Source organism: Altererythrobacter sp. B11 (assembly GCF_003569745.1).
In the GTDB taxonomy this organism is placed as follows: Bacteria; Pseudomonadota; Alphaproteobacteria; order Sphingomonadales; family Sphingomonadaceae; genus Croceibacterium_C.
The window spans coordinates 3,548,209-3,570,898 of record NZ_AP018498.1 but is presented as its reverse complement, the minus strand read 5'-3'; the positions used below and the strand labels follow the sequence as shown (position 1 = coordinate 3,570,898).

22 protein-coding genes are annotated in these 22,690 nt (G+C 67.8%); 12 read left to right on the top strand and 10 right to left on the bottom strand.

All coding sequences use genetic code 11. The annotated features are described in order from the left end of the window. The 6 genes from AEB_RS16760 to crcB are packed head-to-tail and all read right to left on the bottom strand — an operon-like array spanning position 1 to position 3,723. Complete coding sequence (locus tag AEB_RS16760) at positions 1 to 696, bottom strand: ATP12 family chaperone protein (RefSeq protein WP_119084154.1); 696 nt, start codon at positions 694 to 696, stop codon at positions 1 to 3. Then, positions 693 to 914: a hypothetical protein gene (locus AEB_RS16755; protein ID WP_231958798.1), complete on the bottom strand. Its 222-nt coding sequence runs from the start codon at positions 912 to 914 to the stop codon at positions 693 to 695. The genes AEB_RS16760 and AEB_RS16755 overlap by 4 nt, the downstream gene beginning before the upstream one ends. Further along, positions 907 to 1,563 (bottom strand): HAD-IA family hydrolase, encoded by a 657-nt coding sequence (locus tag AEB_RS16750; protein WP_172593143.1) that lies wholly within the window; start codon positions 1,561 to 1,563, stop codon positions 907 to 909. Before AEB_RS16750 ends, AEB_RS16755 begins: the two co-directional genes overlap by 8 nt. Continuing rightward, positions 1,560 to 2,174, bottom strand: coding sequence for an FMN-binding negative transcriptional regulator (locus tag AEB_RS16745; RefSeq protein WP_119084153.1), 615 nt, complete (start codon positions 2,172 to 2,174; stop codon positions 1,560 to 1,562). Before AEB_RS16745 ends, AEB_RS16750 begins: the two co-directional genes overlap by 4 nt. After that, entirely contained in the window at positions 2,174 to 3,319 is a 1,146-nt protein-coding gene (locus tag AEB_RS16740; RefSeq protein ID WP_119084152.1) for an RluA family pseudouridine synthase, read from the bottom strand. The genes AEB_RS16745 and AEB_RS16740 overlap by 1 nt, the downstream gene beginning before the upstream one ends. Beyond that, on the bottom strand, positions 3,316 to 3,723 hold the full coding sequence (crcB, locus tag AEB_RS16735; protein ID WP_119084151.1) for a fluoride efflux transporter CrcB: 408 nt from the start codon (positions 3,721 to 3,723) through the stop codon (positions 3,316 to 3,318). Before crcB ends, AEB_RS16740 begins: the two co-directional genes overlap by 4 nt. Positions 3,724 to 3,941: 218 nt before the next feature. On the opposite strand from crcB, the gene rpsU reads away from it, so the two are divergent. The 10 genes from rpsU to AEB_RS16685 all read left to right on the top strand — a co-directional run bounded on the left by rpsU (position 3,942) and on the right by AEB_RS16685 (position 12,646). Then, complete coding sequence (gene rpsU, locus AEB_RS16730) at positions 3,942 to 4,148, top strand: 30S ribosomal protein S21 (RefSeq protein WP_119084150.1); 207 nt, start codon at positions 3,942 to 3,944, stop codon at positions 4,146 to 4,148. Positions 4,149 to 4,226: 78 nt separating this feature from the next. Beyond that, a complete protein-coding gene (locus AEB_RS16725; protein ID WP_119084149.1) occupies positions 4,227 to 4,799 on the top strand; it encodes an FKBP-type peptidyl-prolyl cis-trans isomerase in 573 nt (190 codons plus the stop codon). Positions 4,800 to 4,811: 12 nt separating this feature from the next. Next, entirely contained in the window at positions 4,812 to 6,488 is a 1,677-nt protein-coding gene (locus AEB_RS16720) for a DUF4153 domain-containing protein (protein ID WP_119084148.1), read from the top strand. A gap of 36 nt (positions 6,489 to 6,524) precedes the next feature. Next, entirely contained in the window at positions 6,525 to 6,827 is a 303-nt protein-coding gene (gene gatC, locus AEB_RS16715; protein WP_119084147.1) for an Asp-tRNA(Asn)/Glu-tRNA(Gln) amidotransferase subunit GatC, read from the top strand. A 124-nt stretch (positions 6,828 to 6,951) separates the two neighbouring features. Next, positions 6,952 to 8,436 carry an Asp-tRNA(Asn)/Glu-tRNA(Gln) amidotransferase subunit GatA gene (gene gatA, locus AEB_RS16710; protein WP_119084146.1) on the top strand — a complete coding sequence of 495 codons (1,485 nt, stop codon included), beginning with the start codon at positions 6,952 to 6,954 and terminating at the stop codon, positions 8,434 to 8,436. Between the two features lie 19 nt (positions 8,437 to 8,455). Further along, positions 8,456 to 9,619 (top strand): acyltransferase family protein, encoded by a 1,164-nt coding sequence (locus AEB_RS16705; RefSeq protein ID WP_172593142.1) that lies wholly within the window; start codon positions 8,456 to 8,458, stop codon positions 9,617 to 9,619. A gap of 39 nt (positions 9,620 to 9,658) precedes the next feature. Then, on the top strand, positions 9,659 to 11,161 hold the full coding sequence (gene gatB / locus AEB_RS16700) for an Asp-tRNA(Asn)/Glu-tRNA(Gln) amidotransferase subunit GatB (protein ID WP_119084144.1): 1,503 nt from the start codon (positions 9,659 to 9,661) through the stop codon (positions 11,159 to 11,161). 22 nt (positions 11,162 to 11,183) lie between these two features. Then, the gene (locus AEB_RS16695; protein WP_119084143.1) at positions 11,184 to 11,855 is read left to right on the top strand and encodes a spermidine synthase; all 672 of its coding nucleotides are present in this window, start codon (positions 11,184 to 11,186) and stop codon (positions 11,853 to 11,855) included. Between the two features lie 10 nt (positions 11,856 to 11,865). Further along, on the top strand, positions 11,866 to 12,126 hold the full coding sequence (locus AEB_RS16690; RefSeq protein WP_119084142.1) for a hypothetical protein: 261 nt from the start codon (positions 11,866 to 11,868) through the stop codon (positions 12,124 to 12,126). 58 nt (positions 12,127 to 12,184) lie between these two features. Then, entirely contained in the window at positions 12,185 to 12,646 is a 462-nt protein-coding gene (locus AEB_RS16685) for a tRNA (cytidine(34)-2'-O)-methyltransferase (protein ID WP_119084141.1), read from the top strand. A gap of 18 nt (positions 12,647 to 12,664) precedes the next feature. Here AEB_RS16685 and AEB_RS16680 read toward each other — a convergent pair whose 3' ends face one another. Continuing rightward, the gene (locus AEB_RS16680; RefSeq protein ID WP_119084140.1) at positions 12,665 to 15,568 is read right to left on the bottom strand and encodes a M16 family metallopeptidase; all 2,904 of its coding nucleotides are present in this window, start codon (positions 15,566 to 15,568) and stop codon (positions 12,665 to 12,667) included. Between the two features lie 50 nt (positions 15,569 to 15,618). Then, entirely contained in the window at positions 15,619 to 16,485 is an 867-nt protein-coding gene (asd, locus tag AEB_RS16675) for an archaetidylserine decarboxylase (protein ID WP_119084139.1), read from the bottom strand. Between the two features lie 44 nt (positions 16,486 to 16,529). Between asd and AEB_RS16670 the strand changes: the two genes are divergently transcribed. After that, positions 16,530 to 18,194 carry an aminotransferase class III-fold pyridoxal phosphate-dependent enzyme gene (locus AEB_RS16670; protein WP_119084138.1) on the top strand — a complete coding sequence of 555 codons (1,665 nt, stop codon included), beginning with the start codon at positions 16,530 to 16,532 and terminating at the stop codon, positions 18,192 to 18,194. Positions 18,195 to 18,264: 70 nt separating this feature from the next. Here the strand turns inward: AEB_RS16670 and AEB_RS16665 are convergent, their stop codons facing one another. Together AEB_RS16665 and AEB_RS16660 are read right to left on the bottom strand one after the other, a co-directional pair. Continuing rightward, positions 18,265 to 18,867 carry a hypothetical protein gene (locus AEB_RS16665; protein WP_119084137.1) on the bottom strand — a complete coding sequence of 201 codons (603 nt, stop codon included), beginning with the start codon at positions 18,865 to 18,867 and terminating at the stop codon, positions 18,265 to 18,267. A gap of 35 nt (positions 18,868 to 18,902) precedes the next feature. Next, positions 18,903 to 19,535, bottom strand: a complete 633-nt coding sequence (locus AEB_RS16660; RefSeq protein WP_231958797.1) for a class I SAM-dependent methyltransferase — start codon at positions 19,533 to 19,535, stop codon at positions 18,903 to 18,905. Between the two features lie 487 nt (positions 19,536 to 20,022). Between AEB_RS16660 and clpB the strand changes: the two genes are divergently transcribed. Further along, positions 20,023 to 22,602 (top strand): ATP-dependent chaperone ClpB, encoded by a 2,580-nt coding sequence (gene clpB, locus AEB_RS16655; RefSeq protein WP_119084135.1) that lies wholly within the window; start codon positions 20,023 to 20,025, stop codon positions 22,600 to 22,602. The last annotated feature ends 88 nt before the right edge of the window (positions 22,603 to 22,690 follow it).

The window sequence follows — 22,690 nt, the reverse complement described above, 5'->3', positions numbered from 1 at the left end:
CTAGGCCCGCGCCCACCGGGCGAAATCCGCCGCAGCGGTGAAGGCTGCCAGCCGCGTGGCGCGATCCTCCTCCGCGCGGGGATCCCAGCCCCACAGCTCGGCCTGCCAGTCTTCCTCGCAATTGGCCGCGGCGAACAGCGCCGCCGGATCGGCCCTGTCCTCCAGCGCCGCCAGCGCCACGGTGACCGACGCGGCAAGCGGCGCCATGGTGCGCAGCGCCGCAAGGGCGAAGGCATCCTGTTCCAGCAGCGCGGCGCGCAATGCGGCCAGCGAAGCGGGCGGCTGGGGCCGGTGGACGATGCCACTCACCCGCTCCATGCGGATGCCGTGGCGCGCCTCCAGCGCGGTGAGCAGCGGCTCCCACACCTCCTGCTGGCGGCGATAGAGCGGCTCGTCAGGGTCCGCGCGATAACAGAGCGTGTCCGTCTCCGCGAAGGGCATCAGCGCATCCACGCTGCCCGCCCGATCCGGCGCCACCTTGTCGAGGGCGAAATCGGCCAGATCGCGCAGCACGAACTGCCTCGGGTCCACGTCCTCCCCCTGCGCGCGCCATTCCTCCGCCATGGCCTCCGCCAGCTCGCGGCTCGGCACCACTTGCGGGGCGCCGCCCTGCGTGCGGATCGGCCGCCCGTCCAGCGCCAGGCGGAAGCCGCCTTCGGCCGCTTCGACCGTCACCTCTTTCCAGAACCGCTTCACGGGCGCGGGCTACGCCACTTGCGGGCCAGCAGCTGCGGCACCAGGAAAGTATCGAGCAGGCCGATGGCCAGCAGGACATAGCCTGCCGCCGGGGGCAGGGGAATCGTGCCGCTGACGACCAGCAGGCCGATCACCACCACGGCCACGCCGGCCATGCGCAGCAGGCTGATGACCAGCCAGCGATTGCGGGCGATCTTCTCACTCACCGGGTCAGCCATGCAGCAGTTCCTTCAGCTCGGCGGGGGTTGCGGCCACCGCCTCGGCGCCCGCGGCCAGCAGTTCCGCCGGTTCGTGATAACCCCAGGCGACGCCGATTGCGCGCACGCCCGCGGTGCGCGCCATTTCCACGTCGAACACCGTATCGCCGATCATCACCGTATTCGCCGGCCGGGCCAGCGCATCGGCCATGGCCTGTTCCAGCATGGAGGGGTGGGGCTTGGACGGGTGCCGGTCCGCCGTCTGCAGCGTGGTGAACAGCGCATGCACGCCGTGGGTGGTGAGGGTGGAATGCAGCCCGCGATCGGATTTGCCGGTCGCCACGCCCAGCACCCAGCCGGTGCCATGCAGCGCGCCCAGCAGATCGGCGATCCCATCGAACAGGGGTTCGTGCAGCGATCCGTCCAGCCGCGCCCGGCGGAAGGCCTGCTTGTAGGATTCGACCAGCGCCGCCTGCACCTCGCGCGGCGCGTCGGGCGCCAGCTGCGCCATGGCGTGCGGCAGGCTAAGGCCCACGATGCGGCGCACCCGGTACCGTTCCGGCGCCTGCAGCCGCGCTTCGGCAAAGGCAGCCTCCATCGCCGTGCAGACCGCGGCCTGCCCGTCGCTCAGCGTGCCGTCGCAATCGAACACCGCCAGCCGCACGCTCATGATGCGTCCCGCGCGCCCAGGCTGCGCATCAATTGGGCGATGCCCGATCCGCCGCCATTCTCCAGCGCATCGGCCACCCGCTCGCGATCTTCCGCGGGCTTGTTCTGCGACAGCTTGAAGGTCGGCCGCCATTCGGCCACTTCCATTTCGAAGCCGGTGATGCCGCGAAACAGCGCATCCCACTGCTGCGCCGGCACATCCTCCGGCCGCCAGGGCTGGTCGCCCCCCAGCCGGGCTTCCTCGCGCGCGCCGATGGTGCCGAGCAGCCCGGCCAGCCCTTCCGGGGCCATCCGGCGAACGCGGCCTTCCATTTCCAGCGCGATATAGTTCCAGGTGGGCACCGTGCGCGCATCTTCATACCATCGCGGGCTGACATAGGCGTCCGGCCCGTTCACCAGCAGCAGCGCAGTGCCGCCTTCCAGATGCGGGGTCAGCGCGTTGCGATTGGACAGGTGGAACTGCACCGCGCCATCGCCGGTGGAAACCAGCGGCGTATGCGCCACGCGTGGGCCGGCGGGCGTCGCGGCGAAGACCATGCCGAAGCCGATCTGTTCGATCAGCATTTCGTGCAGTGCGCGGTCCGGCGTGTGGAAGGCGGCGGCGGGATGCATCAGCGCTTGCCGGGTTTGTCCGGTTTCGGCGCGCCGCGCGTGCGGCGTTCCCCGCGCCGGGCCTTGCGATATTGGCGGGCGTGCTGGCGCGCCGCCTGCTTCTTTTCCTGCGGGGTGCGTTCGCGCGGCGGCTCCGCCACCGGGCGCGCGTCGCTCATGCCCGCGTCGAAGCCCAGCTGCTCCAGGCTGGCAGCGAAATGATCGGGCAGTTCTGCCGTCACGTCCAGCTTGCCGCCGCCCCCGCGTGAATCCTTCGGCGCGTCGATGATCAGGCGGCGCGCGTGGAGGTGCATCTTGCGGCTGATCGTGCCGGTCAGGAAGGCATCCTGCCCGCCATATTTGCCGTCCCCCACGATCGGGTGGCCGATGGCGGCCAGATGCACGCGCAACTGGTGGGTGCGCCCCGTCATCGGCTGCAGCTCCACCCAGGCGGCGCGGTTGCCCGCCCGGTCCAGCACGCGATAGAGGGTGCGGGCGGGCTGGCCGTTCTCCTCGTCCACATGCATCTTCTCGCCGCCGGTGCCGGGCTGCTTGGCCAGCGGGGCGTCGATCTCGCCTTCGGCGAGGTCCGGCACGCCCACCACCAGCGCCCAGTAGATTTTCTTGGCGGAGCGGCCGGAAAAGCGCTTGGAAAAGAAGGCGGCGCTGCCCGGCGTGCGGGCGACCAGCAGCACGCCGCTGGTATCCTTGTCCAGCCGGTGGACCAGCCGCGGGCGCGGCTCGTCATCCCCGGCATAGGCATCCAGCAGGCCGTCGACATGCTGCGTCGTCTTGGTGCCGCCCTGGGTGGAAAGGCCGGGCGGCTTGTTCAGCACCAGCGCGGCATCGGTGCGCGCGATCAGCATGGCCTCGGCCCGGTCAATCTCGTCCTGGCTCAGCTGGCGGCGCTGGGGCTTGGGGCGATCGCTCTCCCCACCCGGCGGCACGCGCAGCACCTGCCCGGCGGCCAGCCGGTCTTCCGGCTTCACCCGCTTGCCATCCACCCGCACCTGCCCGGTGCGCGCCCAGCGGGAAACCATGCCGAAGCCCACCTGCGGCAGGTGGCGCTTGAACCAGCGGTCCAGCCGGATGCCGTCATCGTCCGGCGCCACGGTGAACTGGCGCACGCCCGGGGTCGCTTCGGGTTTCGCGTTCTGCCCGCTCATGCCGGCATCCGCGTGATCGAAAGGCCGATGAACAGGGCGGCGAGGCCGGCGAGCACCGACACGGCGGCATAAGCGAAGCCGGAAACCAGATGGCCCCGGTCCACCAGCATGAACAGCTCCAGCCCGAAGCTGGAAAAGGTGGTGAAGCCGCCCAGCAGGCCCACGCCCAGCAACAGGCGCCATGCCTCCCCGCTGCCGCCGCTGCGCGCCAGCACGCCGGTCAGCAGGCCCATGGCCAGGCAGCCGATGACATTGGCGGCCAGCGTGGCCCAGGGGAAGCGCAGCACGGCGTCAGCGCCAAGCAGGGCGACCATGGCGCGCGCTAGCTGGAAACGCAGCACCGCGCCGGCGCCGCCGCCGAGGGCCACGAGAGCGGATGCTGTAAGGGGGGAGAGGGCATTCATCCGGCGCGCTGTAGCCGTGCGGGCCGGCGCAGGAAACCCGCCAATTGAAACCTGCGGGCTGAAATCCTTGCGTTCCGGAAGCGATTCCCTTATTGGCGCGCCGGTTGCGGCCGATCCGGAACGGATTCGGCGCTTTTTTCATTGGTGTGATACATGGTGCATCCCGCGCCGATCTCGCGGGCTCTCCCGATCCAGATTAGTAAAGGTGGCTTGAATTTATGCAGATCATCGTCCGCGATAACAACGTCGAACAGGCCCTGCGCGCGCTTAAGAAGAAGCTGCAGCGGGAAGGTGTGTATCGCGAGATGAAGCTGCGCCGTCACTATGAGAAGCCGAGCGAGAAGCGCGCCCGCGAAAAGGCTGCCGCCGTGCGCCGCGCCCGCAAGCTGGAGCGCAAGCGGGCGGAGCGTGACGGCGCTCGCTGAGCTTGTAACGATCCCGGTGATCGGCCAAAGGGGGCGCGGAGCAATCCGCGCCTCTTTTCGTTTCAGGATCTGGTACTGATGGCCGAAGTCACCCGCGTTCCCCTGCACCCCATCGCCAAGGGCTCCCTTTCCAAATTGTGGCTGGGCGTGGCCGCCGCGGTGCTGATCGCCGGCGGGGTGGCCTGGTCCGCCATGCCGGCCGGGGTCCACGTGGAAACGGTGACCGCCGGCACCGGCGCCCATCCCACGGTGGATGACGTGGTGTTCCTGCACTACACCGGCAAGCTGCCTGATGGCACGGTGTTCGACCAGTCGCAGAACATGCCGCTGCCGATCCAGGGCCTGCTGCCCGAAGGCCAGCCGATGCAGCTTGCGGGCACGGTGCCCGGCTTCCAGGAAGCGGTGCTGCAGATGCAGCGCGGCGGCAAGTATGTGGTCGAGATCCCGGCGGACAAGGCCTATGGCTCCAACCCGCCGCCGGGCGCGCCGATCCCGCCGGACAGCGACCTCACCTTCGAGATCGAGCTGGTGGATTTCATGCCCCTGCAGGAAGCGCAGCAGCGTTTCGAAATGCTCCAGCGCATGATGCAGCAGCAGATGCCCCAGCAGGGCGGCAGCCCCGCGGGCCCGCCGCCGCAGGGGGCGCAGTAAGCCTTCGCGCAGATGGCCGGGGCAAGCGCAGCAGCGGCTGAACCGGCACAGCGGCAGGCGGACTGGCCGCTGCGGCCCTGGCTGCTCGCCGGAATGCTCGGCCTCGCCGGGCTGCTGATCCATTTCGTTACCGACGGCAGGGGGGCGGACCTGCACGACGGCTGGCGCGCGGCGCTGGCGGCCTTCCTGTTCTTCGGCACGCTGTCCGCCGCCTTCACGGTGGAGGAGGATCGCTGGACCGAGCCCGCGGCCTTCTCGCTCGGAGCGGGGGTGGTGATGGCGGGCCTTGCCTGGCGCGCGGTCAGCGCGGGCGATGCACTGCCGGACCCGGCCTATGGCTTCGCCGCCGGCGTGCTGGCGCTGCTGCTCGCCCTGCCGCTGTTCCAGGCGGGCTTCTTCCGCCGCCGCCTCGCCACGCCCTATGCCGAAACGCATTACCACGTGTGGACCGATGCCATCGGCGGGGCCGGCGCGCTGGCCTTCACCGGCCTCGCCTGGCTGGTGCTGCTGATCCTGTCCGAACTGTTCCACCTGCTGAAGATCGACCTGCTGCGCCAGCTGATGGATCGCGGCTGGTTCGGCTGGACCTTCTCCGGCCTCGCCTTCGGCGCTGCACTGGGCACGCTGCGCAACCAGGCCAGAGTGCTGGGCACGCTGCAATCGGTGGTGATGCTCGTCCTCTCGCTGCTCGCCCTCCCGGTCGCCGCGGGTCTCGCGATCTTCCTGCTGGCGACGGCGGTTTCGGGGCCGGAGGTGCTGTGGCAAGCGACCCGCAGCGCCACGCCGGTGCTGCTGATGTGTGCCGCCGGGGCTTTCGTTCTGGTCAATGCGATCGTGCGGGGGGAGGACGCGGCGATGAGCGGATCGCGCGTGATGCGCCTCGCTGCCTATGCCCTAACGATTGTACTCTTCCCGCTGGCCGCTTTCGCCGCGGTTTCGATGGGCTTGCGGCTCGCCCAATACGGACTGGCGCCGGAACGGCTGTGGGGCCTCACCGCCATCATCGTCGCCTGTGCCTGGGGCCTCGGATACTGGGGCGCGCTGCTGCGCGGCTGGCGGGGCAACTGGGCGGCGAAGCTGCGCGAGGCGAATTTCCACCTCGCCCTCGGCACCTGCGCGCTGGCCCTGCTGCTCGCCCTGCCGGTGCTGGATTTCGGCGCGCTGTCCACGCGCAACCAGCTGGCGCGCCTGCGCTCCGGCGCGGTGAGCGCAGAGGATTTCGACTATGCGGCGCTGCGCTGGGATTTCGGCGCGGCGGGCCGCAAGGCATTGGAAGGGCTGGCGAAAGGCGGCGGCAAGCCGGCCGAATATGCCAGCGCCGCGCTCGCCCAGAAGACCCGCCCCTATGGCCAGCCGATCCGCCCCGACTCCAAGATCGACCTGCGCGTCCAGCCCGAAGATCCCGCGCTGCGGCGGCTCGTCCTCGCCTATCTGCGGACCGAGCCCTGGCAGTGCCCGGAACGCTGCGTGGCGCTGGATCTGGGCGCGGGGCCGAACGGCACGCGCCGCATCGCGCTCGTCTCCGGCGGTGGATTCCAGCAACTTACGCTGGGCGAAGGCGGCACTTCCGCCGCGCCGCCGCGCGCCGCGGGGCCGGCGTTGAAGCCTGATTCCACGGTGGAAATCCGCACGCTGGAGAAGCGCTACATTTTCGTGGACGGCAAACCGATGGATCGCCCGCTCGATTAGCTTGAAGCGCGCCGGGCGTGGGGCTAACGCGCCCCTATGTCCGTAACCCGCGAAACCGTGGCGAAAATCGCCTCCCTGGCGCGCATCAAGATGGGCGAGGATGAACTCGACCGGATGGCGCCCGAATTCAACCAGATCCTGGCCTGGGTCGAGCAACTGGAGGAGGTGGATACCTCCGGCGTGGAGCCGATGACGGCGGTGATCCCGCAGCACCTGCGCCTGCGCGACGATGTCGTGGATGCCGATCCGCTGACCGGCGGCGGCGTGCGCGACGAGGTGCTGGCGAATGCGCCGGCGGCCGAACACGGCTTCTTCGGCGTGCCGAAGGTCATCGAATGATGGCTGCCTTCCGGCGCGTGTCCTTCGACAAGCTCAGGACGAGCGGGTCGGGGCGCGACACATCCTTCAATTCCGCGCGTGCTGCATCTGTTGCCGCAGGCGCCCCGATCTTTCGGACCATGGCATGACTGACATTACAGACCTCGGCGTAAAGGCCATCCGCGACGGCGTGGCCGGCGGCGAATTCACCGCGCGCGAAGTGGCGGACGCGTTCAACGCCAATGTCGCCGCGGCCGGTGCGCTCAATGCCTTCATCGTCGCCACGCCGGACAAGGCGCTGGAAGCAGCCGATCGCGTGGATGCGGATCGCGCCGCGGGCAAGCCGCTGGGCAAGATGGCGGGCGTGCCCATCGGGATGAAGGATCTGTTCGCCACGCGGGGCGTGCAGACCACCGCCGCCAGCCACATGCTGGAAGGCTTCACGCCCGAATATGAAAGCACCGTCAGCCAGAAGCTGTGGGATGCCGGCGCGGGGATGCTGGGCAAGCTGAACCTCGATCAGTTCGCCATGGGTTCCTCCAACGAAACCAGCTATTTCGGCAATGTGCTGAGCCCCTGGCGGCGCAATGACGGCGGCAATGCCGATCTGGCGCCGGGCGGTTCCTCAGGCGGCTCCAGCGCGGCGATCTCCGCGCGGCTGTGCCCGGCCGCGACCGGCACGGACACCGGCGGTTCGATCCGCCAGCCCGCCGCCTTCACCGGCATTTGCGGCATCAAGCCGACCTATGGCCGCTGTTCGCGCTGGGGCATCGTGGCCTTCGCCAGCAGTCTCGACCAGGCCGGACCGATGGCCCGCAGCGTGGAAGATTGCGCCATCATGCTGGAAGCCATGGCCGGTTTCGACGCGAAGGATTCCACCAGCCTCGACATGCCGGTGCCCGATTGGTCGGCCGCGCTGGATGCCGATCTGCGCGGCAAGACCATCGGTATTCCGCGCGAATACCGGATGGAGGGCACCGACGCCGAGATCCTCGCCAGCTGGGATCAGGGTATTGCCTGGCTCAAGGATGCGGGCGCCAATGTGGTGGATATCAGCCTGCCGCATACGAAATATGCGCTGCCGGCCTACTACATCGTGGCCCCGGCCGAAGCCTCCAGCAATCTCGCCCGCTATGACGGCGTTCGCTATGGCCTGCGTGAATTGCCTGAAGGGGCCAATCTGCAGGACATGTATGCCGCCACCCGCGCCGCCGGCTTCGGCGACGAGGTGAAGCGCCGCATCCTGATCGGCACCTATGTGCTGAGCGCCGGCTTCTATGACGCCTATTATACGCAGGCGATGAAGGTGCGCACGCTGGTGCAGCGCGATTTCGAAAATGCCTGGGGGCAGTGCGACCTGGTGCTGGCGCCGACCACGCCCACCGCCAGCTTTGCGCTGGGGGACAAGACGAGCGATCCGCTGTCGATGTATCTGAACGATGTGTTCGCCGTGCCGGCCAGCCTCGCGGGGCTTCCTGCGATGAGCGTGCCCGCCGGGCTGAACGCACAGGGCCTGCCGCTGGGCCTCCAGCTGATCGGCCGCGCCTTCGCAGAGCAGGATGTGCTCAACGCCGGGCTCGCGATCGAACAGCGCGCGGGCTTCACCGCCAGGCCGGAGAAGTGGTGGTAACCGCCGCTTTCGCGCCGCGATGAGCGCGGCCGCAGTGCCCGCAGGGGCCGTGCACCGCTACATCGCGCTGGATTCCCTGCGCGGCGTGGCGGCGCTGGGCGTGGTGCTGTATCACATCGGCGATTTCGGCTGGATCGCCAGCAGCAATATCGCCCGGTCCAGCTGGCTGCTGGTCGATTTCTTCTTCGTGCTGTCGGGCTTCGTGATCGCCGCCAGCTATGGCGGGCGGCTGGCGGAGGGATTCCCGCGCGGGCGCTTCCTGCTGCTGCGGGTGGGGCGGCTGCTGCCGCTGCATCTGGCGGTGGTGGCGGTGTTCACGGCTGCGGAATTCGCCATTTTCCGACCCGTGCTGAACGAACCGCACAGCCTCAGCCTGCTGGCACGCGGCCTGCCGCTGCTCGATGGCTTCATGCTTCATGCGGGCAATTTCTACGCCCCCGTCAGCTGGTCGATCAGCGTGGAACTGGTGATGTATATCGGGGCCGCATTGCTGTTCGGCACGCGCCGCATCGGCATTGCGCTGGCTGCGCTGGCGGTGGTGGTGGCGAGCGTGGTGCTGCTGAACGAGGTGGGAGTGATCGGCTTCGGCCGCCTGCTGCAGCGCGGGCTCATCGCCTTTCCGCTGGGGGTGCTGGCCCATGCGCTGCATCGCCGCCTGTCCGCCCACGTCGGCCGGGTGCCGGGCTGGGGACTGGCGGCGGCGGAAGTCCTGGTAATGGCCGCGCTGCTCTACGTACTGTGGCTGCCGGGCAAGACGATCATCTGGATCCCGCTGCTGGACGGGCTGTTCCTGCTGCTGGTGCTGGTGTTCGCTGCCGATGCAGGGCCGGTCAGCCGCCTGCTGCGCACTGCGCCGCTGATGGCGATCGGGCGCTGGTCCTATTCGATCTACATGACGCATCTGATCCTGGTGATCGCGCTCAACCGCGGCCTGCCGCATCTGTTCACGGCGCTGGGGCGCGAGGAATGGGTGCGGCCCGGACGTCACAGCTATGGCCTGATGAGCGTGGAACTGGGGCGGGCGTGGGAAACGGCGCTGACGCTGGCGCTGGTGGGCGCGGCGCTGGGCCTGAGCGTCCTGACCTGGCGCTATGTGGAGGAGCCGGCCCGCCAGTGGTCGCGCCGCCTGATGGCGCCGCGGGGCGAGCCGAGGCGGGTGGCGGCGGCGCTGCCTGTTACGTGAGGCTTTTCACCCGGCGCGGCGCGGACTATCGGCAGAGACATGACTGAATCGACATATCGCATCCACGGCGCAACCGGTGAGTGGGAGGTCGTGATCGGCCTTGAGGTCCACGCCCAGGTCACCAGCAAGGCCAAGCTGTTCTCCGGCGCTTCCACCGCCTTCGGGGCGGAGCCTAACAGCCAGGTCAGCCTGGTCGATGCGGCCATGCCCGGCATGCTGCCGGTGCCGAACCGCGAGTGCATCCGCCAGGCGGTGCGCACGGGTATGGCGATCGAGGCGCAGATCAACAAATGGAGCCGGTTCGACCGGAAGAACTATTTCTACGCCGATCTGCCGCAGGGCTACCAGATCAGCCAGCTCTATCACCCGCTGGTGGGCGAAGGGCAGCTGCTGATCGAGGCGGACGAGAAGGCCGGCATTCCCGAGGACAAGGTGATCGGGATCGAGCGCATCCATGTGGAGCAGGATGCGGGCAAGCTGATGCACGATCAGCACCCGACCATGTCCTATGTCGATCTCAACCGTTCGGGCGTGGCGCTGATGGAAATCGTCAGCCGGCCCGACATGCGCAGCCCCGCCGAAGCGGGCGCCTATCTGCGCAAGCTGCGCAGCATCCTGCGCTATGTCGGCTCGTGCGACGGCAATATGGAAGAAGGCTCGATGCGCGCGGACGTGAACGTCTCCGTGCGGCGGCCGGGCGACGAATTCGGCACGCGCACGGAAACGAAGAACGTCAATTCCGTGCGGTTCGTGATGCAGACGATCGAGCATGAGGCGAACCGCCAGGTCGATGTGATCGAGAACGGCGGCAAGATCGTGCAGGAGACCCGGCTGTTCGATCCGAACACCGGCACCACGCGGAGCATGCGCAGCAAGGAAGACGCGCATGACTATCGCTATTTCCCCGATCCCGACCTGTTGCCGCTGGAGCTGGACGACCAGTTCCTCGACGAATGCCGGGACAGCCTGCCCGAACTGCCCGATGCCAAGCGCGCGCGCTATGTCGATCAGCTGGGCCTGTCGGCCTATAATGCGCATGTGCTGACGGCCGAGGTGGAGACGGCGCGGTGGTTCGAACTGCTGCTGGGCGAAGCCGCCACGGCGCAGGGCAAGCAGCCCGCCGATGTCGCAAAGCAGGCGGCCAACTGGCTGATCTCCGAGTTCTTCGGCGCGCTGAACAAGGCCGGCCGCAGCCTGGAGGATTCGCCGGTCTCGCCGCAGGGCGGGGCGGAGCTGCTGGCGCTGATGGGCAAGGGTACGATCTCCGGCAGCATCGCCAAGCAGGTGCTCGAAAAGATGATCGAAACCGGTGACGGCGCGGCCGCCATCGTGGAGCGAGAAGGGCTGAAGCAGGAATCCGATACCGGCGCGATCGAGACCAAGATCGATGAGGTGCTGGCCGCGAATGCCGACAAGGTGGAACAGTACAAGGGCGGCAAGGAAGCGCTGTTCGGCTTCTTCGTCGGCCAGACGATGAAGGCCATGCAGGGCAAGGCCAATCCGCAGGTGGTGAACGAGATCCTGAAGCAGAAGCTGGCCTGATCGGCCGGGCGGAGGCACGGGCGTGATCGCACGCGAGCTCATCGGCACGGCGCAGGTTCCCGGCGGGGAGGAACTGCGCCTGTTCCGCCACGATCGCGATTACATGATCGTGATGGGCTATAACGAGCTGATGAGCAGCCGCATGAGCGGTTCCGAAATCGCTCTGGCCGAAGAGAGCTGCAACCGCATCGCCGCCGTCTCCCGCGCGCATATGCTGATCGGCGGCTATGGCATGGGCTTCACCCTGCGCGCCGCGCTGGCGCGGCTGGGGGCAGGTGCGAGGATCACCGTGGCGGAGCTGGTGCCGGAGATCATCGAGTGGGCGCGCGGGCCGATGGCGGAGCTTGCCGCCGGCTGCCTCGACGATCCGCGCGTGCATCTCGAAATGGCCGATGTCGCCGATGTGATCGGCGCGGGGGCGGGGCAATACGATGCCATCCTGCTCGACGTGGACAACGGACCTGATGGGCTGGTGCGCAGCGGGAATGACCGGCTCTATTCGCCCGAGGGGCTGCGCCGGGCGAAGGCGGCGCTGCGGCCCAGCGGGGTGCTGGCCGTGTGGTCCGCCGCGAAGGATGCGGCCTTCACCGCGCGGCTGCGCAAGGCGGGCTTCGCTGTGGAGGAAATCGGCGTGCGGGCGCGCAGCAACGGCAAGGGACCGATGCACACCATCTGGTTCGCGCGGAAAGGCTGAGGGGCAGGCGATGCAATTCGATGACCAGCTGCGCCGCTATTTCGCCACCACCGATCTGTCCGCGGTCTCTCCAGATGCGCTGGCCGCGGGGATCGAACGGATGCACGTGGATCTGGGCATGGAGAAGGACCGGCAGCGCCGCTTCGCCCTGTGGGCGTTGCTGCATATGTTCGGTGCCGCGCCCGATCTGGATGTCGCCTTCAAGGATGCGGCGGATCGCGATGCGGCGCGCGATTTCATGGAAATGATGGAGCGGGGCGAAGGCGACTAGGCGGCTTCGTCTACAACATCCGCTGGCGCGATGGCGCCCGCTGCGCCACAGCGCGGCCATGCCGCTTTCCATCGTCCTCGTGCAGCCGGAGATCCCGCACAACACCGGCGCCATCGGCCGCACCTGCGTCGCGCTCGATCTGGAACTGGTGCTGATCCACCCGCTCGGCTTCGACCTGTCGGACCGGCAGGTGAAACGTGCCGGGCTCGATTACTGGCCGCATGTACGGCTGGCCGAATTTGCGAGCTGGGAGGCTTTCCTGGCCGAGCGCGGCCCGCGCGAGGACCAGCTGTTCCTGTTCGAGGAGTATGCCGAGCGCAGCTTCTACGACGCGGACTATCCAGAGGATGCCTATCTGGTCTTCGGGCGGGAGACCAAGGGCCTGCCCGCCGCAGTGGTGGAGCCGCTGCGCCACCGCCTGGTTCGCCTGCCGATGCGATCGGACCGCATCCGCTCGCTCAACCTCGCCAATGCCGCCACCGCCGCCGCCTATCAGGCGCTGCGGGGGCGGCTGGACTGACGCGCGGGGCGCGGAGCCTTACAGCTCCGACGCCTCGATATAGTCCACCGGCATGTTCAGCGTTTTCAGCTGATCGTCGATCTGGGCACGATCGCCGACCACGATGATGACCATCTGCTCCGGCTGCAGGTAATCCGCCGCCGCCTTGTCGATCTCCGCCGCATCGATGGTGCGGTAGATGCCGGGCAGCCTGGCATAGTAATCGTCCGGCCGGCCCAGCTTCTCGTTCTCCAGCAGCGCGCCCAGCACCTGCCCGTTGGTCTGGAAGCTGTTGGGCAGGTTGCGGATATTGCCGTCGGTCACGCGCTGCAGTTCGGTTTCGTCCACGCCCTGTTCGGCCGGGAAGGCCTTCATGTCCTTCAGGATCAGGCGGATCGAATCCGCCGTGCGGTCGCTCTGCACCGGCGTATAGACCGAGAAGCTGCGCGGCCCGGTCACGTCGGACAGCGCGCTGCCGATGCCGTAGGTCCAGCCCTTGTCCTCGCGCAGATCCATGTTGAGGCGGGAGAGGAAGCCGCTGCCGATCACCTGGTTGGCAAGATCGAGTGCCTCCTGGTCCTTGTCCATGCCGGTGAGGGGCAGGACGCGGCTGAGCACCAGCACGCTTTGCGGGCTGTTCGGCCGGTCGATCACCACCAGTCGCGGCTTCGCGGGCGCGACGGGAGCATCCACGCTCTTTTCCGGCTTCGGCGTCGCGGGTGCGCGCCAGTCGCCGAAGCTGCGCTCCAGCGCGGGAAGAAGCTCGGCCATCGTCACGTCACCCACCACGGTGATGGTGGCATTGTCGGCGCGCAGCCAGGTGTCATGCACTGCCGCCAGCGCCTCCGGCGTCAGCGACTGGACCACGGAGGGAAGCCCCGTCGCACCCACCGAGCCGTAGGGATGCGCGTCGCCATAGATCAGCGGCCCCAGCGCCCGGCTGGCGAGGCCCATGGGGGAGGCCTGCTGTTGCGCAATCGCGGCCAGCCGCTGGTCCTTCACCCGCGCCACCTCGTCCGGCGCGAACGCCGGATTGCGCACCAGATCGGCCATCAACGCCAGCGAAGGCGCGAGATTGGCGGTGAGCGCGGTCATGGAAACGACCGAGCTGTCCGTGCCCGTGCTGGTGCTGATCGCGGCGCCGAGCCGTTCCTGCTCCACCGCGATGTCCAGCGCGCTGCGGCTCTTGGTGCCCTCTTCCAGCAAATCCATCATCAGCGACTGCGTGCCCGCACGCTGCGCCCCGTCGGCGGCCGTACCGGCATCGAAGCTCATCGCCAGCGAGACCTTGGGGATGGCGGTGCGGCGGGCCAGTGCCACCTCTATGCCGTTGGAAAGCCGGGCATGTTCCACGGCGGGGAAGCTCAGCTCGCCCACCGGGGCGACCTGCGGTGCTTCGCGCTGCGGGCCCTGCTTGATCGCGGCAACCGCCTTCTTCGCATCGGGCTGCGGCGGGGGCACGGTGCCCTCGTCGCCCCAACCGCCCATGGTGGCGCCGTCGTCCGTGCGCTCGCCGGGCACGACGGTGAGCGTATAGGCGGGGCGCGACAGCCAGCGCTGCAGTGCCGATTGCACCTCGGCCGGGGTCAGCGTCGCCAGCTCGTTCAGCTCCGCCTTGTAATGCGCCGGGTCGGCCGCATAGAGCTTGCCCTCGGCCAGCGTGGCGCCCTTGCCGGAAAAGCCGCCGACCAGCTCCAGCGCGCCGATCTCGGAGGAGACGATCTGCGTGGCTGCGCGCTTCAGCTCGTCCTGCGTGGGGCCGTTGCGCACCAGTTCGTCGATCACCGCATCGAAGCGCGCTTCGGCGGCTGCCGCATCCACGCCCGGCTTCACATCCATCTGCGCCTGCAGGAAGCTGATCTGCTCATGCTGCTGCGCCTCGGCGGAAACGCTCACCGCCAACTCGTCCCCGCGCACCAGCGCATTGTCGAGGCGCGAACTGGCGAGGCCGCCGAGCACGAACATGCCCGCTTCCAGCGCCACCGCGTCCCGGTCCGTCAGCGCCGGGCCGATCCAGCTGCGATAGATGCGCGTCACCGGCACCTGGTCGGTCATGGTTTCGCGCATCGGGGCAGAGAGGGAGACGGGCGGCGCAGCGCGCTCCGCCACGTCGGGTCCGCGCGGAATATCGCCGAACCAGCGTTCGACCAGCGGCCGCGCGGTGGCGGCATCGATGTCCCCCGCAAGGGCGAGGACGACATTGTTCGGGCCGTAATGATCGGTGAACCAGTTGCGCACGTCGGTGAGGCTGGCCGCGTCGAGATCGGCCATCGAACCGATGGTGGAGTGGCGATAGGGGTGCCCCACGGGCAGCAGCCCGTCGGCAATCTTGTATTCCACCAGGCCATAGGGCTGGTTGTCGCCCTGCCGCTTCTCGTTCTGCACCACGCCGCGCTGCTTATCGAGCTTGTCCTGCGTCACCGCGCCGAGCAGGTGGCCCATGCGGTCGCTTTCCATGAACAGGGCCAGATCCAGCGCGCCGGTCGGCACCGTTTCCACGTAATTGGTGCGATCGTACCAGGTGGAGCCATTGGTGCTGGTGGAGCCCGCGGCCTCCAGCGGAATATCGAAATTGGGCACGTTCTCGCTGCCGCCGAACATCAGATGTTCGAACAGATGGGCAAAGCCCGTGCGACCGCGCGGCTCGCTCTTCGAACCGACGCGGTAATAGACGGTGACGCCCACCACCGGGCTCTTGCGATCGGTATGGACGATGGTGGTGAGGCCGTTGGGCAGGGTGAAGCTCTCGTAGGGAATGTCCACCTGCGACACGAGCTGCGGCAGCGGGGCTGCCTCCGTGCCCGCCGCCACCGGCGCCGGCGAGGTGGAACCGACATCACCGACGGGGGCAGTGGCGCAGGCGGCAAGGGCGAGGGAAGCGGTGAAAGCCGCCGCACCGGCGAGCAGGCGCCGCTGCAGGCGGCGATCGGAGTGGTTGTTCATGGCCGCTTTCTATCACGGCGCCGCCGCTTTGCCAGCGGGCGTTTGGCCGCTCAGCCCATGCGCATCAGCGCCTCGCCCATGCGGATGCGGCGCCCCTCGTGCAGCTCCGCCACCGGCCGGTAATCGGGCGGCGCGATGGCGACGATGGTGGAGCCATGCTCGAACCAGCCCATCTCCTCCCCCTTGGCGAAGCGGGCGGTGCAGGGCGCAGCGCGCTCGCCCCCTGCACGCAGGTTCCGCTCCGCGTCGAACCACGGCAGGCGGATGCTGGCCACCAGCACCGCGGCCACCGGCACCAGCACCATCCGGCTGCCATCGGCATCGAGCCGCACGGTGATCGGCGCGCGCTCGTTCTTGCAGAACAGCCGCTCGATCCGCTTGAGCGCGATCGGGTTCACATTCCACGTATCGCCGGAGATATAGCGGACTTGCTCCACCGTGAGATCATGCGGCGCGTGGAAGCGGTGATACATGCCGGCGGTCAGCCGCATGGTGACGAACCAGCCATCGCGGAAGGCGTGCGCCTCGGCCTCCGAACCGAGCAGGTCGGCGATCGGATAGGGGAAGCCCTTGATCTGCAAGGCCATGCCATCCGCGATCCGGCCGAAGGCGCCGACGATGGCATCGCAGGGCGCGGCAATCACCGCAGGATCGGGATCGACCTGCCGCGCCCCTTCGCGCAATTCGCGGATGAAGGCGGCGTGCAGGCTGCGGTATTTCGCCGGTTTTGCATCGGCCATGTCGACATCGCAGAACAGCTTCCACGCGGCGATGGAAGCGGCCCTGACCGGGGGCAGTTCGATCTTGCTGAACCAGCCCATGAAGCGGGTGAGTGCGTGGCGCGGGATGCGATTGGTGAGCAGGAAATTGACATTCTCCTGACCCAAAACTGTCCGAAGGGAGGCGCGCAGGCTCATGCGGCTGCCTCCGGCGCGGGGGGCCGCGCGGTGAAGGAACGCAGATGGCGAATGGGACGTGGCTGGCCGGGATCGCGGGGGCGGCGGCGGCGGTTTGGGCGGCAAAGAAGGGGCGGGAAAGGCTGCGCCTGTCGCGCGCGAAGCATCGCTCGCTCACCGGCCATGTCCGCATGGCCAAGCGCATGGCCTCGCTCATCCCGTTCTACGAGTATGACCGGAAAGGCTTTTTCGCGGCCGACGGCGCGCCGCCTGAGGTGGTCGCGCGGCGCGAGGCGGGCTTCGCACGGCTTTCGGAGCTGTTCCATCAGCGCTTTCCCAGGAGTGCCGCGCTGAGCGCGGAGATGAAGGATTCCATCCCAGACATCGACTTCACCGGGCGTTACCGCATCCCCTTCCAGTTCAGCCGCATCGCCCGCGAGGCGTTGCCCTCGGGGAGTTTCTACGAGGCATCCCGAGGGGTTATGCTGACCGACCTCGACGGCAATCAGTTCTACGATCTCACCGGCTCCTATGGGGTCAATCTGCTCGGCACCGATGCCTACAAGGCGCTGATCGCTGAAGGGGCGCGCAGGGTGGAGGATCTCGGCCCGCTGCTGGGCGGACTGCATCCGGTGACGGCGGACAATGTCCGCAGAATCAAGGCGATAAGCGGCATGGATGCGGTGAGCTTCCACATGTCCGGCACCGAAGCGGTGATGCAGGCGGTGCGGCTGGCGCGCTATCACACCGGGCGCGACCGGGTGGTTCGCTTCGCCGGCGCCTATCACGGCTGGTGGGGCGATGTGCAGCCGGGCATCGGCAATCCGGTGCCGGCGGACCGCACATACACGCTGGCGGATATGAGCGAGGAAACGCTCAAGGTTCTGGAAACGCGCAGGAATATTGCCTGTGTGCTGGTCAATCCGCTGCAGGCCATGCACCCGAACAAGGGCGCGCCGGGGGACAGCGCGCTGGTCGATTCCAGCCGCCGCGCGGGCGTCGACCGCGAAGCCTATGCACATTGGCTGCAACGCCTCCGCACGGTTTGTACAAAAGTGGGGGCATGCCTGATCGTGGACGAGGTGTTCACCGGCTTCCGTCTGGCGCCCGGCGGGGCCTGCGAATATTTCGGCATCCGCCCCGACATGATGACCTATGGCAAGACGCTGGGCGGCGGCTTGCCCGTGGGTGTGCTGGCAGGCCGGGCCGATCTGATGAAGCGCTATCGCGAGGATCGGCCGGCGGACATCTGCTTCGCGCGCGGCACCTTCAACTCGCACCCCTATGTGATGGGGGCGATGGACGCCTTCCTGCGCCATATGGAATCGCCGGAGGGGGGGGCGCTGTATGAGGGACTGGACGAAAAGTGGAACGCCCGCGCCGCCGGGTTGAACGCGCGGCTGGAGGCGGAAGGGCTTTCCCCCCGCATCGCCAATCTCGGCACGGTGTGGAGCACCTTCTACACTGCACCTTCGCGCTACAACTGGATGTTTCAATATTACCTTCGCGCCGAGGGGCTGGCGCTGGGGTGGACGGGCACCGGCCGCTTCATCTTCAGCTTCGCCTATGGCGAGACGGAGTTCGCCGAAGTGGCCGATCGCTACATGGCGGCGGCGCGCGCCGCAGCGGCCGATGGCTGGTTCACCGCGCCCGAGGGGGCAGACGACAAGGCGCTGCGGCGCCGGGTGCTGCGCGAAATGCTGGCGCATCGGAAAGGCCCGCGGGTCTGACGAGACGGCGCGCGCCGCGAGCCCGCTGTCGGGTGCCCGCGGCGCGGCTGGCGCCAGCACGATCGCCGGATCAGCCCCGCGTGGCGGGGCGCCAGGCGAGCAGGTTGCGCAGCAGCTGGGCCGGCGCGCGGCAATAGAGCTTCATGTCGTTGAAGGGATCGGTGATGATCTTGGTCGCCCACACCAGCCCCGTCTCCACATCGCGGATGAAGAACAGCTGCACCGTGCGGAACAGCAGCCCGCCGATCCCCAGGAACAGCCAGATCACGCCCAGATGCTTGAGGAATTCCATCCAGTTGGCATGCGGCACGAACAGGCCGAAGAAGCTGGGATCGATCAGCAGCGGCAGCGGGCTCAGCGCCCACAGGCCCATCAGCACCACCTTGCGGGCCAGATTGTAGCCCACCTTGATCTCTTCCTTATAGTCATGCGTCGCCTGGTTGACGTGGTCATAGCCCTTCGGTTCGAAGAAGAAGTGCCCCGCCTGCCGCGTGGTCATGGAAACGCCCCAGGCCAGCAGTGCGGCCAGCCAGGGGTAGTTCCACACCAGGAGATAGGCGACCACGAAGGTCACCGCGCTCACGAAATGCAGGCTCTGGTTGATCAGGCTGTGGTGGTAGTAGCGGTGGTCGTCCCAGCGCTGCTCCGCCAGATGCTCGCGAAAACGGCCCATTCCAAACTCCGTCCAAAAACGATCCGCCGGCCCCCTCAGGCCGGTTTCTTCCGGTAACGCACCAGCGAAAAGTGCCCGAGCGGCGGCAGCGGGCGGTGCTCGGCCAACTCCACCGTGCCATTGCGCGCGACCCACGCCTCGTAGCGGCTCCACGGAAATTCCGTGCGCCAGCCCAGCCTGCTGGTGATCGGCATCAGTGCCTTTTCGATGCGCCCGCGCAGCCCGTCGCCGGCGCCGATGCGGGTGGTGATCACGATTTCCCCGCCGGGGCGCACCACGCGGGCGAATTCGTCCAGCGCCGCTTCCGGGTTGGGCACTGCGGTGACGACATATTGCGCCACCACCACATCGAAGCTGTCATCCGGGAAGGTCAGCGCCTCGGCATCCATCACCGCAATCTGTTCGACATTGTCGAGCCCCAGCCGCGCCTTCCGCTCCCGCGCCTTGTCCAGCATGGCATCGGCGATATCCACGCCCACCAGCCGGGTTTCGCGGCTGTATTGTGGCAATGATATGCCCGTGCCCACGCCAACTTCCAGCACCCGGCCGCCGATCTTTTCGGCCGCCGCAATGGATTCGCTCCGGCCGGTGGTGAACACCTTGCCGAAAACCATGTCGTAAACGGGCGCCCAACGGTCATAGGCCGCTGCCACACCTTCCGTCTGCATTTCGCAATTACTTGCTCTTGAAGCCATGAGGACCGCTATTGCGCGAACTATGTTTCACCTGCGCGACATGGCCGCGTCTGAATTGTGTTATGGGCTGGGTTTGGGGCAGGTTGGCGCGCATCCTTCGACAGGCTCAGGATGAGCGGGAGCGGTTGTGCAGCCCCCTCCTTCGTCATTCCCGCGAAGGCGGGAACCCCGCGCAAGACCGGCGCCGTGCGCATCCTTCGACAAGCTCAGGATGAGCGGGCTTGGTTGGACGAGCGGGTGCCCCGTCCCTCGTCATTCCCGCGCAGGCGGGAATCCCGCGCAACGTCCCACCTCAGGCCTTCCTCGCCAACTCCGCCGGCTCCGCATAACCACGAGGTGTCCGGGCGCCGCGGGCCGCCTATTCACGTCCCCGCATGCCGCAGAAAATTCGTACCGGCCGATCTTGTGTGTCTAAAGTGCAACACTATCTATCCGAGGACACCAGTTTGAGGGGCAGTTCATGAATCTCGAAAAGTTCACCGATCGCGCCAAGGGCTTCCTGCAATCGGCCCAGACCGTGGCCATTCGCATGAACCACCAGCGGATCACCCCCGACCACATCCTGAAGGCGCTGCTGGAGGATGAGGAAGGCATGGCGTCCGGGCTGATCCAGCGCGCCGGCGGCAGCCCGCGCTTCGCCGTGGACGCGGTGGATGCCAATCTCGCCAAGATCCCCGCGGTTTCGGGCAGCGGTGCGCAGCAGACGCCGGGCCTCGACAACGATGCCGTGCGCGTGCTCGACCAGGCGGAGCAGGTCGCCAGCAAGGCGGGCGATTCCTATGTCACGGTGGAGCGGCTGCTGCTGGCGCTGGCGCTGGCCAAGACGACCGGCGCCGGCAAGGCGCTGGAGGCGGCCAATGTCACCGCGCCCGCGCTGAACGCGGCGATCGAGCAATTGCGCGGCGGTCGTTCGGCCGACAGCGCCAATGCCGAAGCCACTTATGACGCGCTGAAGAAATATGCCCGCGACCTGACCGAGGCCGCGCATGCCGGCAAGCTGGACCCGGTGATCGGCCGCGACGAGGAGATTCGCCGCACGATCCAGATCCTGGCCCGCCGCACCAAGAACAATCCCGTGCTGATCGGCGAGCCCGGCACCGGCAAGACCGCCATCGCCGAAGGGCTGGCGCTGCGTATCGCCAATGGCGACGTGCCCGACAGCCTGAAGGACCGCACGCTGATGTCCCTGGACATGGGCTCTCTGATCGCCGGCGCGAAATATCGCGGCGAGTTCGAGGAGCGGCTGAAATCCGTGCTGGACGAGGTGAAGGGGGCCGAAGGCCACATCATCCTGTTCATCGACGAGATGCACACGCTGATCGGCGCCGGCGCCAGCGAAGGCAGCATGGATGCCGGCAATCTGCTGAAGCCCGCGCTGGCCCGCGGCGAGCTGCATTGCATCGGCGCCACCACGCTGGATGAATACCAGAAGTATGTGGAGAAGGACGCCGCGCTGCAGCGCCGTTTCCAGCCCGTGTTCGTGGACGAGCCGACCGTGGAGGACACGATCAGCATCCTGCGCGGGTTGAAGGAGAAGTATGAGCTGCACCACGGCGTGCGCATCACCGATGCCGCGATCGTGGCCGCGGCGCAGCTTTCCAACCGCTATATCTCCGACCGCTTCCTGCCGGACAAGGCCATCGACCTGATGGACGAGGCGGCCAGCCGCATCCGCATGGAGGTGGAGTCCAAGCCCGAGGAGATCGAGGGGCTGGACCGGCGCATCATCCAGCTCAAGATCGAAGAGCAGGCGCTCAGCAAGGAAAGCGACCGGGCGAGCAAGGACCGGCTGGCCGCGCTGCGCGACGAACTGGCCAATCTGGAGCAGAAATCGAGCGAGCTGACCACGCGCTGGCAGAACGAGCGCGACAAGATCCATGCCGAGGCGCGGATCAAGGAGCAGCTGGACGCCGCGCGAATCGAGCTGGAACAGGCGCAGCGCGCCGGCGATCTCGCTCGCGCTGGAGAGCTTTCCTATGGCACCATCCCGCAGCTGGAAAAGGCGCTGGCCGAAGCGCAGGCCCAGACCGGCACCGCGCTGCTGCGCGAGGAAGTGACCGAGGATGACATCGCCTCCATCGTCAGCCGCTGGACCGGCGTGCCGGTGGACAAGATGATGGAGGGCGAGCGCGAGAAGCTGCTCAAGATGGAGGAAGTGCTCGGCCAGCGGGTGATCGGCCAGGCGCAGGCGGTGCAGGCCGTTTCCAAGGCCGTGCGCCGTGCGCGGGCGGGCCTGCAGGATCCCAACCGGCCGCTGGGCAGCTTCCTGTTCCTCGGCCCTACGGGCGTGGGCAAGACCGAGCTGACCAAGGCGCTCGCCTCCTTCCTGTTCGATGACGACAACGCGATGGTGCGCATCGACATGAGCGAATTCATGGAAAAGCACGCCGTCGCCCGCCTGATCGGCGCGCCTCCGGGCTATGTCGGCTATGAGGAGGGCGGCGTGCTGACCGAAGCAGTGCGGCGCCGGCCCTATCAGGTGGTGCTGTTCGACGAGGTGGAGAAGGCCCACAGCGACGTGTTCAACGTGCTGCTGCAGGTGCTGGACGACGGCCGCCTGACCGACGGGCAGGGCCGGGTGGTGGATTTCTCCAACACGCTCATCATCCTGACCTCTAACCTGGGCAGCCAGTACCTCTCAAACCTGGAGGAAGGGCAGGATGTGGAGACGGTGGAGCCGCAGGTGATGGAAGTGGTGCGCAGCCATTTCCGCCCCGAATTCCTCAACCGGCTGGACGAGATCATCCTGTTCCACCGGCTGGGGCAGGAGCATATGGCCCCGATCGTGGATATCCAGGTGGCGCGGGTGCAGAAGCTGCTGCGCGACCGGAAGATCACGCTCGACCTCACCGACGCCGCCCGCCGCTGGCTGGGCCGCGTAGGCTACGACCCCGTCTACGGCGCCCGTCCCTTGAAACGCGCGGTGCAGCGTTACCTGCAGGATCCGCTGGCGGAAAAGCTGCTCGCCGGCGAAGTACCCGACGGCAGCACCGTCCATGTGGACGAAGGCGAAGGCGAGCTGACGATCCGGGTGGGGTAATGGGTGGAGTGCATCGGGTGCCGCGGAGGCGCCCGATGCGGCCACCAGCGCTGCGGATAGGTGATGCTATGCCGCGGCAGACCTGTCT

Bases quoted from the DNA above. Each gene is read 5' to 3' on its own strand.
- AEB_RS16755 (WP_231958798.1), bottom strand. From the start codon at position 914: ATGGCTGACCCGGTGAGTGAGAAGATCGCCCGCAATCGCTGGCTGGTC.
- AEB_RS16750 (WP_172593143.1), bottom strand. From the start codon at position 1,563: ATGAGCGTGCGGCTGGCGGTGTTCGATTGCGACGGCACGCTGAGCGAC.
- AEB_RS16745 (WP_119084153.1), bottom strand. From the start codon at position 2,174: ATGCATCCCGCCGCCGCCTTCCACACGCCGGACCGCGCACTGCACGAA.
- AEB_RS16740 (WP_119084152.1), bottom strand. From the start codon at position 3,319: ATGAGCGGGCAGAACGCGAAACCCGAAGCGACCCCGGGCGTGCGCCAG.
- crcB (WP_119084151.1), bottom strand. From the start codon at position 3,723: ATGAATGCCCTCTCCCCCCTTACAGCATCCGCTCTCGTGGCCCTCGGC.
- rpsU (WP_119084150.1), top strand. From the start codon at position 3,942: ATGCAGATCATCGTCCGCGATAACAACGTCGAACAGGCCCTGCGCGCG.
- AEB_RS16725 (WP_119084149.1), top strand. From the start codon at position 4,227: ATGGCCGAAGTCACCCGCGTTCCCCTGCACCCCATCGCCAAGGGCTCC.
- AEB_RS16720 (WP_119084148.1), top strand. From the start codon at position 4,812: ATGGCCGGGGCAAGCGCAGCAGCGGCTGAACCGGCACAGCGGCAGGCG.
- gatC (WP_119084147.1), top strand. From the start codon at position 6,525: ATGTCCGTAACCCGCGAAACCGTGGCGAAAATCGCCTCCCTGGCGCGC.
- gatA (WP_119084146.1), top strand. From the start codon at position 6,952: ATGACTGACATTACAGACCTCGGCGTAAAGGCCATCCGCGACGGCGTG.
- AEB_RS16705 (WP_172593142.1), top strand. From the start codon at position 8,456: ATGAGCGCGGCCGCAGTGCCCGCAGGGGCCGTGCACCGCTACATCGCG.
- gatB (WP_119084144.1), top strand. From the start codon at position 9,659: ATGACTGAATCGACATATCGCATCCACGGCGCAACCGGTGAGTGGGAG.
- AEB_RS16690 (WP_119084142.1), top strand. From the start codon at position 11,866: ATGCAATTCGATGACCAGCTGCGCCGCTATTTCGCCACCACCGATCTG.
- AEB_RS16685 (WP_119084141.1), top strand. From the start codon at position 12,185: ATGCCGCTTTCCATCGTCCTCGTGCAGCCGGAGATCCCGCACAACACC.
- AEB_RS16680 (WP_119084140.1), bottom strand. From the start codon at position 15,568: ATGAACAACCACTCCGATCGCCGCCTGCAGCGGCGCCTGCTCGCCGGT.
- asd (WP_119084139.1), bottom strand. From the start codon at position 16,485: ATGAGCCTGCGCGCCTCCCTTCGGACAGTTTTGGGTCAGGAGAATGTC.
- AEB_RS16670 (WP_119084138.1), top strand. From the start codon at position 16,530: ATGGCGAATGGGACGTGGCTGGCCGGGATCGCGGGGGCGGCGGCGGCG.
- AEB_RS16665 (WP_119084137.1), bottom strand. From the start codon at position 18,867: ATGGGCCGTTTTCGCGAGCATCTGGCGGAGCAGCGCTGGGACGACCAC.
- AEB_RS16660 (WP_231958797.1), bottom strand. From the start codon at position 19,535: ATGCAGACGGAAGGTGTGGCAGCGGCCTATGACCGTTGGGCGCCCGTT.
- clpB (WP_119084135.1), top strand. From the start codon at position 20,023: ATGAATCTCGAAAAGTTCACCGATCGCGCCAAGGGCTTCCTGCAATCG.